The sequence below is a fragment of the Burkholderia sp. BCC1999 genome (genome assembly GCF_905339975.1).
Lineage (GTDB): Bacteria > Pseudomonadota > Gammaproteobacteria > Burkholderiales > Burkholderiaceae > Burkholderia.
The window spans coordinates 1-15,611 of record NZ_CAJPHP010000022.1; the positions used below are offsets into that span (position 1 = coordinate 1).

General features: G+C 66.7%; 15 protein-coding genes. 14 read left to right on the forward strand and 1 reads right to left on the reverse strand.

The annotated features are described in order from the left end of the window. The 3 genes from U5809_RS26930 to U5809_RS26940 all read left to right on the forward strand — a co-directional run. Positions 1-427: electron transfer flavoprotein subunit alpha/FixB family protein (locus tag U5809_RS26930; protein ID WP_322088744.1), on the forward strand; the 427-nt coding region annotated here is incomplete at its 5' end. 62 nt (positions 428-489) lie between these two features. Further along, positions 490-1,128: a MarC family protein gene (locus U5809_RS26935; protein ID WP_322088745.1), complete on the forward strand. Its 639-nt coding sequence runs from the start codon at positions 490-492 to the stop codon at positions 1,126-1,128. Positions 1,129-1,180: 52 nt separating this feature from the next. After that, positions 1,181-2,782, forward strand: a complete 1,602-nt coding sequence (locus U5809_RS26940; protein WP_322088746.1) for a 5-guanidino-2-oxopentanoate decarboxylase — start codon at positions 1,181-1,183, stop codon at positions 2,780-2,782. A gap of 78 nt (positions 2,783-2,860) precedes the next feature. Here U5809_RS26940 and U5809_RS26945 read toward each other — a convergent pair whose 3' ends face one another. Next, complete coding sequence (locus U5809_RS26945; RefSeq protein WP_322088747.1) at positions 2,861-3,517, reverse strand: TetR family transcriptional regulator C-terminal domain-containing protein; 657 nt, start codon at positions 3,515-3,517, stop codon at positions 2,861-2,863. Positions 3,518-3,755: 238 nt separating this feature from the next. Here U5809_RS26945 and U5809_RS26950 point away from each other — a divergent pair, with 238 nt between their 5' ends. The 11 genes from U5809_RS26950 to U5809_RS27000 all read left to right on the forward strand — a co-directional run bounded on the left by U5809_RS26950 (position 3,756) and on the right by U5809_RS27000 (position 15,586). Next, a complete protein-coding gene (locus tag U5809_RS26950; protein ID WP_322088748.1) occupies positions 3,756-4,562 on the forward strand; it encodes an ABC transporter ATP-binding protein in 807 nt (268 codons plus the stop codon). A 71-nt stretch (positions 4,563-4,633) separates the two neighbouring features. Further along, a complete protein-coding gene (locus U5809_RS26955) occupies positions 4,634-5,431 on the forward strand; it encodes a transporter substrate-binding domain-containing protein (protein WP_322088749.1) in 798 nt (265 codons plus the stop codon). A 55-nt stretch (positions 5,432-5,486) separates the two neighbouring features. Next, on the forward strand, positions 5,487-6,203 hold the full coding sequence (locus U5809_RS26960; protein ID WP_322088750.1) for an ABC transporter permease subunit: 717 nt from the start codon (positions 5,487-5,489) through the stop codon (positions 6,201-6,203). A gap of 37 nt (positions 6,204-6,240) precedes the next feature. Beyond that, positions 6,241-6,936 (forward strand): ABC transporter permease subunit, encoded by a 696-nt coding sequence (locus U5809_RS26965; RefSeq protein WP_322088751.1) that lies wholly within the window; start codon positions 6,241-6,243, stop codon positions 6,934-6,936. A gap of 53 nt (positions 6,937-6,989) precedes the next feature. Then, positions 6,990-8,183, forward strand: coding sequence for a pyridoxal phosphate-dependent aminotransferase (locus tag U5809_RS26970; protein WP_322088752.1), 1,194 nt, complete (start codon positions 6,990-6,992; stop codon positions 8,181-8,183). 41 nt (positions 8,184-8,224) lie between these two features. Then, positions 8,225-9,235, forward strand: coding sequence for a succinylglutamate desuccinylase/aspartoacylase domain-containing protein (locus U5809_RS26975; RefSeq protein ID WP_322088753.1), 1,011 nt, complete (start codon positions 8,225-8,227; stop codon positions 9,233-9,235). Positions 9,236-9,394: 159 nt separating this feature from the next. Then, positions 9,395-9,703, forward strand: a complete 309-nt coding sequence (locus U5809_RS26980; RefSeq protein WP_322088754.1) for a DUF485 domain-containing protein — start codon at positions 9,395-9,397, stop codon at positions 9,701-9,703. After that, entirely contained in the window at positions 9,700-11,430 is a 1,731-nt protein-coding gene (locus U5809_RS26985; RefSeq protein ID WP_322088755.1) for a cation acetate symporter, read from the forward strand. The genes U5809_RS26980 and U5809_RS26985 overlap by 4 nt, the downstream gene beginning before the upstream one ends. A 451-nt stretch (positions 11,431-11,881) precedes the next feature. Then, the gene (locus tag U5809_RS26990; RefSeq protein WP_322088756.1) at positions 11,882-14,257 is read left to right on the forward strand and encodes an MCP four helix bundle domain-containing protein; all 2,376 of its coding nucleotides are present in this window, start codon (positions 11,882-11,884) and stop codon (positions 14,255-14,257) included. Positions 14,258-14,279: 22 nt separating this feature from the next. Continuing rightward, positions 14,280-15,008 carry a methyl-accepting chemotaxis protein gene (locus U5809_RS26995; RefSeq protein ID WP_322088840.1) on the forward strand — a complete coding sequence of 243 codons (729 nt, stop codon included), beginning with the start codon at positions 14,280-14,282 and terminating at the stop codon, positions 15,006-15,008. After that, positions 15,005-15,586: a hypothetical protein gene (locus U5809_RS27000; protein WP_322088757.1), complete on the forward strand. Its 582-nt coding sequence runs from the start codon at positions 15,005-15,007 to the stop codon at positions 15,584-15,586. The genes U5809_RS26995 and U5809_RS27000 overlap by 4 nt, the downstream gene beginning before the upstream one ends. The last annotated feature ends 25 nt before the right edge of the window (positions 15,587-15,611 follow it).

Here is a 15,611-nt window from a genome sequence, read left to right on the forward strand (position 1 = left end):
AGCCGACGCCGGCAAGTCGCAGTTCGTGAGCCGTGAAGTGACGAAGCTGGACCGTCCGGAGCTGACGAGCGCGAGCATCATCGTGTCGGGCGGCCGCGGTCTGGGCAGCGGCGAAAACTACACGAAGGTGCTGGAGCCGCTGGCCGACAAGCTGTCGGCCGCACTCGGTGCGTCGCGCGCGGCAGTCGATGCAGGCTACGTGCCGAACGACTATCAGGTCGGCCAGACCGGCAAGATCGTCGCACCGCAGCTGTACATCGCGGTCGGCATCTCGGGTGCGATCCAGCATCTGGCCGGCATGAAGGATTCGAAGGTGATCGTCGCGATCAACAAGGATCCGGAGGCGCCGATCTTCAGCGTGGCCGACTATGGCCTCGTCGGCGATCTGTTCGCGACGGTCCCCGAACTCTGCGCCGGGCTCGGCTGACCAAGCCGCGGCCGCGATGCCATTGCATACCTTATTCACCCGACCGCATCCGAGTGCGAACGATGACCCTGACGTCGAGCGACATGCTGCTGTTCCTGACGGGCCTGCTGACACTGTTCTGTCCGCCCGTCGCGATCCCGATGTACGCGGCGGTCACCGGGCATTTCCCGGACGCGACGCAACGACAGATTGCATTCCGGCTGTTCGCGTGGATCGCGACGCTGATGATCGGTGCAGTGTGGAGCGGGCAGTTCCTGCTGCGCATGCTCGGCCTGACGCTCGGCGCACTGACGTTGACGGGCGGTCTCGTGCTGTGCCTGTGGTCGATCCCGATGATGCGCGGGACGGCGAACGACGAGCGCAACGGTGGCGATACGCGGCTCGAGTACGCGCAATGGCGCAACTACATCGCGGTGCCGCTGATCTTTCCGCTGTCGATCGGCAGCGCGGTGATGTCGCTCGTGATCACGACCGCGACGCGCTTCCATACGCCGGCCGACCTGCTGGCATTGAGCGCCGCCTGCGTGCTGCATGCCGGCGTGATCGGGCTCACGTATGCGTGCTCGGCGTCGTGGTGCCGGCGCCTCGGCGAGATCGGCAGGACGCTGGTCGAGCGGCTGTCCGGCATCGTGCTGACCGCGATCGCGTTCCAGATGCTCGCGCAGGGCGTGCGCGAACTGCTGCCGGGGCTCGCGCATTGACGGCAGCGGCCGGCGTACGATCTTCAAACCTGTCCTGAAGGATGGAAACCATATGAAAACAGTAGGCATGTACCTCGTCGACCTGCTTGCCGCCTACGGCGTCGACACGGTGTTCGGCATTCCCGGCGTGCATACGATCGAGCTGTACCGCGGCCTGGCCGGCAGCGCGCTGCGTCATGTGAGCGCGCGCCACGAGCAGGGCCTTGGTTTCATGGCGGACGGCTATGCGCGCGCGACCGGCAAGCCCGGCGTGTGTTTCGTGATCACCGGGCCCGGCATGACGAACATCGCGACGTCGATGGCGCAGGCGTATGCGGATTCGATTCCGATGCTGGTGATCTCGAGCGTCAATGCATCCGGCGACCTCGGTTCGGGCAACGGCCATCTGCACGAATTGCCGGACCAGCACGCGTTCGCCGAGAACGTCGCCGCGTTCAGCTACACGGTGCCGCGCGCCGACGCGCTGCCGCAGGCGATCGCGCGTGCATTCGCGGTGTTTTCGGGCGGACGCCCGCGTCCCGTGCACATCCAGATTCCGCTCGATGTGCTCGCGGCGCCTGCCGATGCATTGCCGCCCGTGCCGGCCGCGCCGCCGCGCATCGCGCCGGGGCCCGCGTCGGCCCAGGGCATTGACGCATTCCGTGCAAAGGCGGCCGCCGCGCGTGCGCCGCTGATCCTCGCGGGCGGCGGCGCGCTCGACGCCGCCGCCGACGTGCGCTGGCTCGCGGAAACGCTCGACGCGCCGGTCGTAATGACGATCAACGGGCGCGGCGTGCTGCCGCCCGCGCATCCGCTCGGCATCGCGTGGTCGGCGTCGAGCGACGCGGTGCGTGCGCTGATGCGCGACAGCGACCTGATCATTGCGCTCGGCACCGAGCTGGGGCCGACCGACTACGATCTGTACGCGACCCGCAGCTTCGCGATGCCCGCGCCGCTCGTGCGGATCGACATCGATCCGCAACAGCTGTGCCGCAACGCGGTGCCCGCGCTGCCGCTGCTTGGCGACGTCGGCGAAACCGTGCGCGCATTCCGGCGTATCTGGCTCGCCGACGCGCACCCGCGCAGGGACGGCGTCGGAAGCGAACGCGCGGCGACGTGCCGCGCGGCGGCACGACAGGAGCTGAACGACGAGATGCGGCGCGACCTCGCATTGCTCGACAGCGTGCGCGACGCGTTGCCCGATGCGGCGATCGTCGGCGATTCGACGCGCATCGTTTATGCGGGCAACGTCGGCTTCGCGGCGCCGCGCCCGCGCAGCTGGTTCAACGCATCGGTGGGATTCGGCTCGCTCGGCTACGGATTGCCGGCCGCCGTGGGCGCAAGCCTCGGCGACGCATCGCGGCCGGTCGTCTGCGTGGCCGGTGACGGTGGGCTCCAGTACACGCTCGCGGAGCTCGGCACCGCGGTGCAGCATCGCGCGCGCGTGATCGTCGTGCTGCTGAACAACGGCGGGTACGGGGAGATCAAGCGCGCGATGGTCGACGTCGGCGTCGAGCCGGTCGGCGTGGATCTGCACACGCCGGATTTCGTCGCGATCGCGCGTGCGTACGGATGGGGAGCGCAGCGGATCGAAGAGGGCACGTCGCTGGCCGGTGCACTGAGCGAAGCGGCGGCCCACGACGCGCCGTACCTGATCGAAATCCGCACGGCCTGAAAATGCGAACGGCCTCGTGTTGTACGAGGCCGTCGTTGCCGCCGCCGGTGACCCGGCGGCGCGTGCGCGCGTGATGCGTTACGCCCGCTTGCGGGCCGTTTTCGTCGGCGGGAGGAACGTATCGACGACGCGCAGGCAGCTCGTCAGCGCGTCTTCCGCGGTGAACGACGTCGGGTCGCGCGCCAGCTCCAGCCAGAAGCCGTCGATCACGGCCGTCAGCGTCAGCGCGGCGAGATCGCTGTCGACGGTGCCGCCGCGCACTTCCGCGATCTGGTCGAACAGCTTCTTCAACGCTTGGCGGTAGCCGCTGTACAGCTCCTTGTGCGCCTTGCGGATCACCGGGTCGCTGTGGGCGACGCTCCAGAAGCCGAGCCATACCTTCACGTTCTTCGGCGCGAACACCGGCGCGGCGAAACAGACCTTGATGATCGCATCGAGCTTTTCCTCGGGGCCCGTCGCGTTCGCGGCCGCCGCGCGCGACACGTCGAGCAGGTCGGTCGCGAGCCGCTTGTAGGTCTGCGCCATCAGTTCGTCTTTCGACTGGAAATGATGATTGATCAGCCCGCGCGAGACCTTCGCTTCCGCGCAGATGCGGTCGATCGTGGTCTCGGAATAGCTGTAGCGCGCGATGCAGCGCATCGTCGCGTCGATGATCGATTGCTGACGCACCGCGGGTGTTTCTCGGATGCCGCGGCTGCGTGCCTGAACCGGTGCCGTGCCAGGAGTCTTTTTCACGTGGTGACCTTACGGAATCGTTATGGTGCCGATTATAGGGGAGTGCCGGACGATTGTTCAATTACGGTGATGGAGGCGTCGCGAAACCCGCGAAAACCCTTGCTCCGGATTATTTTGAAACTGTTGAACCATTGTTCAACAGAGCCTATACTCGACTCCGCATGAGGTTGGTCGGCCATTCAACAAGACGCTGCGATCCCGCGTGGGACGAGCGTGAGAATTCGACACAGGAGACAACATGTTGGCGCGGGTGGAGAGCGTGAAAGCGGACGTCGAGGAGCGTGTGCAGGTGGAAGATCTGCACAAGCGGTTCGGCGACCTGGAAGTGTTGAAGGGCGTGTCGCTGAGCGCGCGCGAGGGCGAGGTGATCTCGCTGATCGGCGCGAGCGGATCGGGTAAGAGCACGCTGCTACGCTGCATCAACCTGCTCGAGACGCCGACCCGGGGGCGCATCGTCGTCGACGGCGAGGAGATCGGGCTGAAAGTCGACCGCAAGGGGCGCACCGTGCCGACCGATGCGCGTCAGGTCGAGCGGATCCGCACACGGCTCGGCATGGTGTTCCAGAGCTTCAACCTGTGGGCGCACCGCACGGTGCTCGAGAACGTGATCGAGATGCCCGTGCATGTACTGCGCGAACCGCGCGCCGAAGCAGTCGCTCGCGCCGAGCAACTGCTCGAACGCGTCGGCCTGGCCGACAAGCGCAACGTCTATCCGGCCTTCCTGTCCGGTGGCCAGCAGCAGCGTGTCGCGATTGCGCGCGCGCTGGCGATGCGGCCGAAAGTCATGCTCTTTGACGAACCGACTTCCGCGCTCGACCCCGAGCGCGTCGGCGAAGTGCTGAAGGTGATCCGCGATCTCGCGTGCGAAGGCCGCACGATGATTCTCGTCACGCACGAGATGGCGTTCGCGCGCGACGTGTCGAGCAAGGTGCTGTTCCTGCACCAGGGGCGCGTCGAGGAGAGCGGCACGCCGGCGGAAATCTTCGACACGCCGCAGAGCGAACGCTGCCGTCAATTCGTCAACGCGCACCGACAGCATCACTGAATCACGGGAGCTGCCCGCGAGCGCGCGGGTAGGCTCGCCCGATCCCTATCTTTCCTGCAAGGAGTCCGACCATGAAACGTGTCGTACGCAGTCTGCTGTGTCTGTTCAGTCTCGTCGTCGCGGTGCTCGCGCCGCTTGGTTCCGCGCATGCGTCGTCGGGCGTGCTGCGCTTCGGTGTCGCCGCCGAACCGTATCCGCCGTTCCTGATGAAGAGTCCGACCGGGCAGTGGAGCGGCTTCGAGGCCGACCTGATCCGCGCACTGTGCGACCAGATGAAGGCGAAATGCGAGATCAAGGAAGTCGCGTGGGACGGCATCATCCCGGCGCTGCTCAGCGACAAGATCGACGTGATCTTCAACTCGATGTCGATCACGCCTGAACGCCAGAAGGTGATCGCATTCTCGCGGCCGTACTACGAGACGCCGGGCACCTTCGTCGGCGCGAAGAACGTGAAGCTTACGCTGACGCCCGACGGGCTGAAGGGCAAGGTGATCGGCGTGCAGGGTTCCACCGCGAATGCCGAGTTCATCAAGACGGCGTATGGCAAGAGCGCGACGGTGCGCCTGTACAACACGCAGGACGACTGCAACGCGGATCTCGTCGCGGGCCGGATCGACACGATGTATCTCGACCAGCTCGGCATCCTCGATTTCCTGAAGTCGAAGGACGGTTCGACGTTCGAGCTGAAAGGCCCCGGCAGCGTGAAGATGGATCCGGCGATCTTCGGCTACGGCGTCGGCGCGGGAATGCGCAAGGCCGATGCGCCGCTGAAGCAGCAGATGGACCAGGCGCTCGAACAGCTGCATGCGTCGGGCAAGTACGCGCAGATCGCGAAGAAGTATTTCCCGATCGACCTCTGGCCGCACTGATCACGCCGCTACCGGCACACGGACACACTGGCGCACGCACGGACGAGGAGGCGGCATGGACGGTTGGGGATGGGTGAGCTACCTGGGCATGGATCCGGACGGCTGGGGCGTCGCACTGTTGCAAGGCGCGACCGTGACGCTCGAGATTTCGCTGGGTGCGTTCGTCGTCGGCATCGTGCTCGGGTTGCTGGGCGCGGCCGCGAAGCTGTCCGGCGTGCGCGCGCTCGAACGGATCGCACAGGGTTACACGACGCTGTGCCGCGCGGTGCCCGAACTGCTGCTGATCCTGCTGCTCTATTACGCCGGCACCGACGCGATCAACCTGCTGATGACGGCGATCGGCGTCGGGCCGGTCGCGGTCAACGGCTTCGCGGCGGCGGTGATCGTGCTCGGTATCGTGCAGGGTGCGTATGCGGCGGAGATCATCCGCGGCGCGATCCTCGCGATTCCGTACGGGCAGATCGAGGCCGGCCGCGCGTTCGGCGCTCCTCCAGGGCTCGTGTTCCGGCGCGTGACGCTGCCGGCAATGGCGCCCTACGCGCTGGCGGGCTTCGCGAACCTGTGGCTGATCCTCGTGAAGGACAGCGCGCTGATCAGCGTGGTCGGCTACAGCGAGCTGCTCTACACCGCGAAGCAGGCGGCCGGCTCGACGCGCGAGTACATGCACTACTACCTGATGGTGGCGGCCGTCTATTTCGCGATCACGTCGCTGTCCGGTGTGCTGTTCCGCGAAATCGAGCGCCGCTTCGGCCGCTGGATGCCGGCATCGTGAGCCGCGCCGCACTTTCCCATCGAACCGGATCAACGTCATGGATCTGAGCGTACTGTCTTCCTACGGGTCGCTGCTGTTGCTCGGCGTGCTGACCACCGTCAAGCTGCTCGTCATCTCGGCCGTATTCGGCTTCGGGCTGGCGATTGCCGTCGCGTTCGCGCGACTGTCGCCGAATCCGATCGTCGCACGCGTGAGCAAGGGATTCACCGAGGTGATACGTGGCACGCCGCTGCTCGTGCAGATCTACCTGATTTACTACGGCGTCGGTTCGCTGTTCTCGGGGTGGCCCGCGCTGCGCGACAGCGTGTTCTGGCCGTTCCTGCGCGACGGCTTCTGGTATGTCGCGTTCGCGCTCGTGATCAGCGTCGGCGCGTATGTCGGCGAGGTGCTGCGTGCAGGCTTGCGCGGCGTGCCGAAGGGCGAGATCGAGGCCGCGCGCGCGATGGGGATGCGTCCGTCGATGATCGCACGCCGCGTATGGCTGCCGCGCGCGATCCAGATCCTGCTGCCGACGCTGGCTGGCGAGACCGTGATGCTGCTGAAATCGACGGCGCTCGCATCGACGGTCGCGGTGATGGACGTACTCGGCGCCGCGAACTACATCCGCGCGCAGACGCTGCGGACCTATGAGCCGCTGCTGGCGATCGCGGTGATCTATGTCGCGCTCGCGTTCGTGATCGAGCGCGCGTTCGGCCGCCTCGAGCGGCGTGTGCCCGTGCGCATGCCGCGCTGAATGAACCCATTGACGGCGCGGCAGCCGGACGGGCGCCGCGCGATGGAGGACGCATGAACTATTCGAAGCTGGTCGATCGCCTGCAGGGCAAGCGCACGACCGCATGGGACATTCACTACGCGGCGCAGCAGGCGGTCGCCGCCGGCGAGCCGGCGATCATCCTGAGCGTCGGCGATCCCGATTTCGCGACGCCCGACGTGATCGTCGAGCGTGCGGTCGCCGCGCTGCGCGGCGGCGATACACACTACAGCGAAGTGCGCGGCCGCGCCGAACTGCGCGAGGCGATCGCGCGCGAGCACACGAAAGCGTCGGGGCAGGCAGTCGGCGCCGAGCACGTGATCGTGACGGCCGGCGCGCAGAACGCGCTGTTCGCGATGGCGATGTGCCTGTGCGAGGCGGGCGACGAAGTGATCGTGCCGGAGCCGATGTACCTCACCTACGAGGCGAGCGTGCGCGCATCGGGCGCGACGCTCGTGCCGGTGCCCGTCGACGCGTCGCGCGGCTTTCATCTCGACTTCGACGCGCTCGAAGCAGCCGTGACGCCGCGCACGAAAGCGATCTTCTTCGCGACGCCATGCAACCCGACCGGCGTCGTGATGCCGCGTGCCGACCTCGAACGGATTGCGCGGCTCGCTTGCGAGCGTGATCTGTGGGTCGTGTCCGACGAGGTGTATGCGGCGCTGACGTTCGAGCGCGACATGGTCAGCATTGCGTCGCTGCCGGGGATGGCCGAGCGCACGGTGACGATCGGCAGCCTGTCGAAATCGCATGCGATGCCGGGCTGGCGGGTCGGCTGGGCGATCGGCCCGACCGAGCTGATGGAGCACGCGGAGCGGCTCGCGCTGTGCATGCTGTACGGGCTGCCGGGTTTCATCCAGCAGGCGGCCGTCACCGCGCTCGACAACCGGGCCGCGATCGTCGCGGACATGCGCGAACTCTACCGGCGCCGCCGCGATCTTGCATACGCGCGCCTGCGCGACGTGCCGGGGTTGCGCTGCCTGCTGCCGGAGGCCGGAATGTTCATGATGGTCGACGTGCGCGGCACCGGGCTGGACGCGCATGCGTTCACGTGGGGGCTGTTCCGCGCGAAACAGGTCGCGCTGCTCGACGCGAGTGCGTTCGGCGACACCGCGTCGGGCTTCGTGCGCTTCGGCTTCGTCGTCGACGACGCGCGGCTGGGCGATGCGTGCGAGCGCATTGCCGCGTTCGTTGCAAGCCTCGACGCCGGCTCGCATTCGTCGTCGTGAATCGTCTTGAATGACACGCCGGTCCTGAAGGAGAAAAGGCGATGATCGAAACGCTGACCTGGCAGGTGCCGGGCGACAATGGGCAGCCGCTCGCGATCCGAGCCTGGCGGCTGTCGGCCGGCGACGGGCCGCGAGTGCACCTGCAGGCCGGCGTGCATGCGGACGAGATCGCGGGCATGCTCGTGCTGCACCGCCTGCTGCCGCAACTGTGCGCGGCGCACGATCGCGGCGCGCTGCGCGGCACGGTGACGGTCGTGCCGCAGGCCAACCCGCTCGGGCTCGCACAGTTCCGGCAGGGGCGGCTGCTGGGTCGCTTCCACGAAACGACGCACCGCAATTTCAACCGGCATTTCCACGAATCGGCGGCCACGCGCCGGCCCGCGACGACGTTCGCCGCGTGGCAGCGCACGCTGCTTGCCGCCGCGTGCGACGCCGATATCGTGCTCGACTTCCATACCGATTCCGAGGCGCTGCCGTACGTGTACCTGCATCGCGACCTGTGGCCGGCCGGACGCGACCTCGTCGCGGCGCTCGGCGCCGATGTCGCGATCCTGTGGGACGAGGACGAAGACGGCGCATTCGAAGGCGCCGTGGCCGCACACTGGATGCGCGACGGCGGGCTGCGCGACCGGCTCGTCGCGACCGTCGAGCTGCGAGGGCAGTCCGACGTGTCGGATGCATTCGCCGAGCGCGACGCCGACGGCGTGCTCTCGTTCCTGCGCGGCCGAGGCGTGATCGCAGAATCGCCTGGCGTGCCCGACTGGCATGGCGAGGCCGTACCGATCGCGCACATGGAAACGATCATCGCGCCGGCATCGGGCGTGCTCGTCTACGAACGCGAACTCGGTGCAACGGTCGAGGCCGGCGAGCGCGTCGCACGAATCGTCGCGCATCCTGGCGTGCCTGGCAGCGAGCATGTGCTGGTTGCACCGCAGGCCGGGCGCATCGTCACGCGTAACCGAGAGCGGCTGGTCGCACAGGGCGACGTCACGTTGAAGCTGACGGGTTCGCGGCCGTCGGCCGGCTGGTCGGGCGGCGCGCTCGATCCATGAACGGTGACGCGGGCCGGCCAAGCATGCCGCCACGCCCCGCACCGCTAGGGAAAACCATAGTGCCCGGAAGGCTGCGTGCGAAAGATCGAGTAAGCGCGTAGTCAGCTTCGCTCTTCAGAATCGCCGAACTCATTCAAAAAGCAAACCAGGAGACAGGCGATGCATGATGGGTTGGTGAAAAAAATCGAAGCGCATCCGAAGTATGCGCTGCTCAAGCGGCGGCGCAACACGCTCGGCATCTGCCTGACCGTGCTGATGCTGATCGTGTACTACGGCTACATCGCACTGATCGCATTCGACAAGTCGTTTCTCGCGAAGCCCGTGAGCACCGGCGTGACGAGTGTCGGCGTGCCGATCGGCATGGCGGTGATCGTGTTCACCATCGTCATCACCGGCATCTACGTGCGCCGCGCGAACAACGAATACGATCAACTGACGCAGGACATCCTGCAGGACGTCGCCCAATGAAGAAGACTCTTTCGACGATGCTGGTCGCGCTGCTGGCCGCGAGCGCGTGCGGCGTGGCCTTCGCGGGCGGCGGCGATGTCGGGCAGACCGCCAAGCAGGCGACCAACACCACGGCCATCGTCCTGTTCGCGCTGTTCGTGGCAGGGACGTTGTGGATCACCAAGTGGGCGGCATCCCGTACGCGTTCCGCGGCTGATTTCTATACGGCCGGCGGCGGCATCACCGGGTTTCAGAACGGCCTGGCGATCTCGGGCGACTACATGTCGGCGGCATCCTTCCTCGGCATTTCCGCCGCGGTGATGACCTCGGGGTACGACGGCCTGATCTACTCGATCGGCTTCCTGGTCGGCTGGCCGATCATCACGTTCCTGATGGCCGAGCGGCTGCGCAACCTGGGCAAGTTCACCTTCGCCGACGTCGCGGGCTACCGCTTCGAGCAGGGCCCGATCCGCAGTTTCGCCGCGGTCGGCACGCTGGTGGTGGTGGCGTTCTACCTGATCGCGCAGATGGTCGGCGCGGGGCAACTGATCAAGCTGCTGTTCGGACTCGACTACTGGGTGGCCGTCGTCATCGTCGGTGCGCTGATGATGGTCTACGTGCTGTTCGGCGGCATGACGGCCACCACCTGGGTGCAAATCATCAAGGCGTGCATGTTGCTTGCGGGCGTGACGTTCATGGCGATCATGGTGCTCGCGCAGTACGGCTTCAGCCCGGAGGCGCTGTTCGCCCATGCCGTGGAGGTCAAGACCGCGATTGCCGCGAACGCGGGCAAGTCGTCGGACGACGCCACGCGTATCGGGTTGTCGGTCATGTCGCCGGGCGGGTTCATCAAGGATCCGATCTCGGCGATCTCGTTCGGCATGGCGCTGATGTTCGGCACCGCCGGCCTGCCGCACATCCTGATGCGCTTCTTCACGGTGCCGGATGCAAAGGAAGCGCGTAAATCCGTGTTCTGGGCCACCACGTGGATCGGCTATTTCTACGTGCTGATCTTCATCATCGGCTTCGGCGCGATCACGCTGGTGCTGACCAATCCGGAACTGTCCGACGTGGCCAAGGGCGTGATCAAGGGCGGAGCGGGTACGGCCAACATGGCCGCGGTGCTGGTGGCCAAGACGGTGGGCGGCGACGTGTTCTACGGCTTCATCTCGGCCGTGGCCTTCGCGACGATTCTGGCGGTGGTCGCCGGGCTCACGCTGTCCGGCGCGTCCGCGGTGTCGCACGATCTCTATGCCACCGTCTTCAGGAACGGCAAGGCCGACAGTGCCGACGAGCTGAAGGTGTCGCGCATCACGACGCTGGTGCTCGGCGTGATCGCCGTGCTGCTGGGCATCGCGTTCGAGAAGCAGAACGTCGCGTTCATGGTGTCGCTGGCCTTTGCCGTCGCGGCGTCGGCCAATTTCCCGGTGCTGTTCCTGTCGATGATGTGGAAGGGCTGCACCACGCGCGGCGCGGTCATCGGCGGGTTCCTGGGGCTGGTCTCGTCGGTGGGGCTGACCATCGTGTCGCCGTCGGTGTGGGAAGCGACGCTCGGTTATCCGAAGGGTTCGGCTTGGTTCCCGTACACGTCGCCCGCGCTGTTCTCGATGACCATCGGCTTCGTGGGCGTGTGGCTGTTCTCGGTACTTGACTCGAGCGCGCGCGCGAAGTCGGAGAAGGGCGCGTTCGCCGCGCAGCAGGTGCGCTCGGAAACGGGGCTGGGGGCGACCCGCGCCAGCAGCCACTGACCGGCCGCCGGCCACGCCCGCCCCGGGGCCGACGATGCAGTGCATCGCATCGTCGGCCCCGGGGCGGGCGGTATCGTTTCATCCGTCCGTCGAATAATTTTCCGGCAATAAAAATCGCGAATTCAACCGGATTCGCCGATAATGCGCAAACGTTTTACGAAAGCCCGATTGCGGTTGAATCGCGGATCAAATAAATAAAAACAAATTATCCGCATCCCGGATTTTCCGGCCGTGCAGCAGCGCCGCGCGAAGCCTTGAGGCAGAAGGTTAACGGCAGATCCCGGTGATACTTTAGGGTTCTTTCGCCACAATTATTCATTGCATTTTTATCAATGAACGATTGATTTCCGGTCATCGGAGCGTCATACACCATCCCCGATAATTCGGCGCTCACATTCTTTCAATAGACCAAAGGGCGATCGAAGCCGGATCGCTGCGGGGAGCTGTACTCATGACCATCCGTCATCGCATTACGCTGCTAGTCGTCCTGACGTTCTTCGCGCTGTCCGCGATCGGCATCTATGCCGTGTACCAGACACGCAAGAGCGCGTCCGAGGTGCGTCAGGTCACCCAGGGCATCGTGCCGAGCGCGCTCGCGTCGGCCGATCTCGTCGCCGATGTGAAGAACATCCAGATCGCGACGATGACGCTCGTCTACGCGCCCGACGCGAACACCGCCGCGCAGGCGCGCGACGAGCTGAAGGCGAAGCAGGCCGCGCTGCGCGCCGCACTCGACGTGCAGGCGAAATCGGCGGTCGGCCGTGCGCAGGAAGGCCTCGTCACGCAGGCGAAGGACAGCGTCGCGAACTATTTCGCGGCGATCGACGACACCGTGAAGATGAAGGCGGACGGCAAGACCGAGATGGCGCAGGCCTACCTGTTCGCGAACGTCGCGCAGTATCGCGACGAACTCGAAAGCATCGTCGGCACGCTGCGCGTCGAGAAGAACCGCCAGAAGGACGATGCGATCAGTGCGCTGAACGGGATGCTCGCGACGACGGCGACGGCGATCGCGGGTGTCGCCGGCACGGTGATCGTGCTGCTGACCGCACTCGGCTTCGTGCTGTATCGCCAGATCACGCGCCCGCTGATCGGGATGCAGACGGCGATGAGCGAGATCGCGACGAGCCAGGATTTCACGCGCCGCGTGCCGGTGGGCAGGATGGACGAAATCGGTCATTCGATCGTCGCGTTCAACGGGATGATCGAGAAGATCCAGGAGAACGCCGCGCAACTGAAGCAGAAGACGGCCGACATCCAGGCGATGCTGCAGAACATGCAGCAGGGGATCCTGACCGTCGTCGAGGGTGGCGTCGTGCATGCGGAGTATTCGGCGTACCTCGAGACCATCTTCGAGACGAACGACATCGCCGGCCGCGACCTGATGGCGCTCGTGTTCGACGATTCGGCGATCGGCGCCGACGCGCGGTCGCAGGTCGATGCGGCCGTGCATGCGTGCCTCGGCGAAGACAGCATGAACTTCGAATTCAACGAGCATCTGCTCGTCAATGAAGTCGCGAAGCGGATGCCGGACGGCCGCGAGAAGTGGCTCGACCTGAGCTGGTCGGCGATCACCGACGAGACCGATACGGTCGTGCGCCTGATGCTGTGCGTGCGCGACGTGACCGAGATCCGCGAGCTGACCGCGCAGGCCGGCGAGCAGCAGCGCCGCCTCGAGATGATCGGCGAGATCCTGTCGATCAGCCAGGACAAGTTCCACGACTTCGTGCACAGCGCGAAGGGCTTCCTCAACGAGAACGAGCGGATGATCCGCCAGCACGAGCGCGCCGATCATTCGATCGTCGCGGCGCTGTTCCGCAACATGCACACGATCAAGGGCAATGCGCGCACGTATAGCCTCCAGCACCTGACGAACATCGTCCACGAGGCCGAACAGGCGTACGACTCGCTGCGCCGCGCGGACGGCGGCCCCGAGTGGAACCGCGACGCGCTGATGGACGATCTGGCGCGCGTGCGCGACGCCGTCGAACACTACGCGACGATCAACGCGGTCACGCTCGGCCGCAACGGCGATCCGGCGCAGGGCGGCGCCGATTTCCTGATGGTCGAACGCGCGCATATCAGCGAGAGCCTGCGCGTACTCGATGGCGCCGATCCGGCGAACGGTTCCGACTGGCACGCGGCACGCGATGCCGTGCGCCGCATGCTGAGCCAGCTCGGTACGCAGGGCATCGGCGATGCGCTCGGCGGCGTGATCGAGTCGCTGCCGTCGCTCGCGGCCGAACTCGGCAAGCCGGCGCCCGTCGTGCATATCGACAGCCACGGCCATCGCGTGCGCAGCGAGATCGCCGCGACGCTGAAGAACGTGTTCATGCACCTGCTGCGCAATTCGATCGACCACGGCATCGAATCGTCCGAAGAGCGGCGTGCGGCCGGCAAGGCGGCGTCCGGCACGATCGACATCGCGGTCGGCGTGGGCGGCGGCGAGCTGTGGTTCGTGCTCGGCGACGACGGCCGTGGCCTCGCGCTCGACCGGATTCGCGGCATTGCACGCGAGCGCGGCTGGATCGACGCCGGCAACGAAGCGGCGCTGTCCGACGAGGATGTCGCCGAGCTGATCTTCCGGCCGGGTTTCTCGACCGCGCAAACGGTGACGGAAGTGTCGGGGCGCGGCGTCGGCATGGACGCGGTGCGCAACTTCCTGAAACGTGACGGCGGCGATATCGCGCTGCGCTTCACCGACGATCGCGCCGGCGCACCGTATCGTGCGTTCGAGACGATCGTGTCGCTGCCGGCGCGCTTCGCGGCGGACGGCGCCGCGCACGAACAGCGTGCGCCCATCGTGGATATCGGCGCAGCGGAGTGACGAAGTGATCGTGCAGGCGTGGATGATTCAGGTGGCCGCTGCGATGGCGGGCGGTGCGGTCGTCGCGGTGGTGGCGGCGGTCGTGTTTCGCGTGACGCGCGGGCGGCTCGTCGCGGCAATGTCGCACGACATGGACACGTTGCGCGGTGCGCTCGACGCGGCCGACGCACGCGCGGAAGCGGCGGCGTCCGCGCACGCGGAGGCGGCCGACGCATGGGCGCAACGCGAGGCGCAGCTCGAGGATGCGCTGGCGCGCGAGGCGTCCGCGACCGGCACGCAGCGTGACGCACTGCAGGCGCTGTCGGCGGATCGCGTCGCGCTGGCGCAGCACGCGCAGAAGATCTCCGACGAAGCCGCGCGCCTGCGCGGGCTTGCCGGCACGTTCGAGCGCTGGCACGAGCAGATGATCTCGCTGACCACGCAGAATCAAGATATGCGCACGAAGAACCAGGAGCTGTCGGCGATCGTCGCGCACGTGTCGATCGTGTCGCTGAACGCGTCGATCGAGGCCGCGCGTGCGGGGTCGGCCGGCCGCGGCTTCTCGATCGTCGCGAGCGAGGTGCGCGGGCTGGCCGCGCGCTCGCAGCAATTGTCGAACAGCTATCGCGACAGCCTGAACCGCAACGATCTCGTGACGGCCGCGACGTTCCAGGACATCCAGGCCGGCGGCAAGATGATCACGGCCGCGCTCGCAACCGTCGAGACGCTGGCCGGACAACTGCACGCGCGTATCGAAGGAGAGGCGGCGTGATCAGCGCGCAGGCGAGGGCCGGCTTCGAGCGGATCTTCTTCGATGCGGCGCGAACGCGACTCGCGTCCGGCGGCGCGTGCGACATCCGGCCGGCCGCCGGCCACGAACACGACGGGGACGATCGTGCGCGCGCGAGGTCGCGGTCGAAGCCGAAGGTGCCCGAGCATGTCGCGGTACTGACGATCTCCGCGCTGCATTTCCGCCTGCTGCTCGCGCTGCGCTTCAGCGACGACGACGCGACGCGCCGCCATTTCGCCGGCGCGAGCGCGGGCACGAGCAGCCAGCGACCGCTGCCTGAAGCATTCATGGAAGTCGCGAACCTGTGTTGCGGCGCGATCAACCAGGCGCTGATCGCGCCGTTCCCCGATCTCGGGATGTCGACGCCGTACCTGCTGAGCGGCGCGAGCATCGACTACCTGCCCGCGCTCGCACCCGACCACGTGGCCGCGTACGACCTGACGCTCGACGGCGACGTGCGGGTCGGCGCGACGCTGTGCGTGTGTGCGAACGCGCCGGTCGATTTCCATCTGCCGGAAGCGGCTGCCGTGGATACCGGCGGCGAGCTCGAACTGTTCTGACCGACCCTGACCGACCATTAGGAAT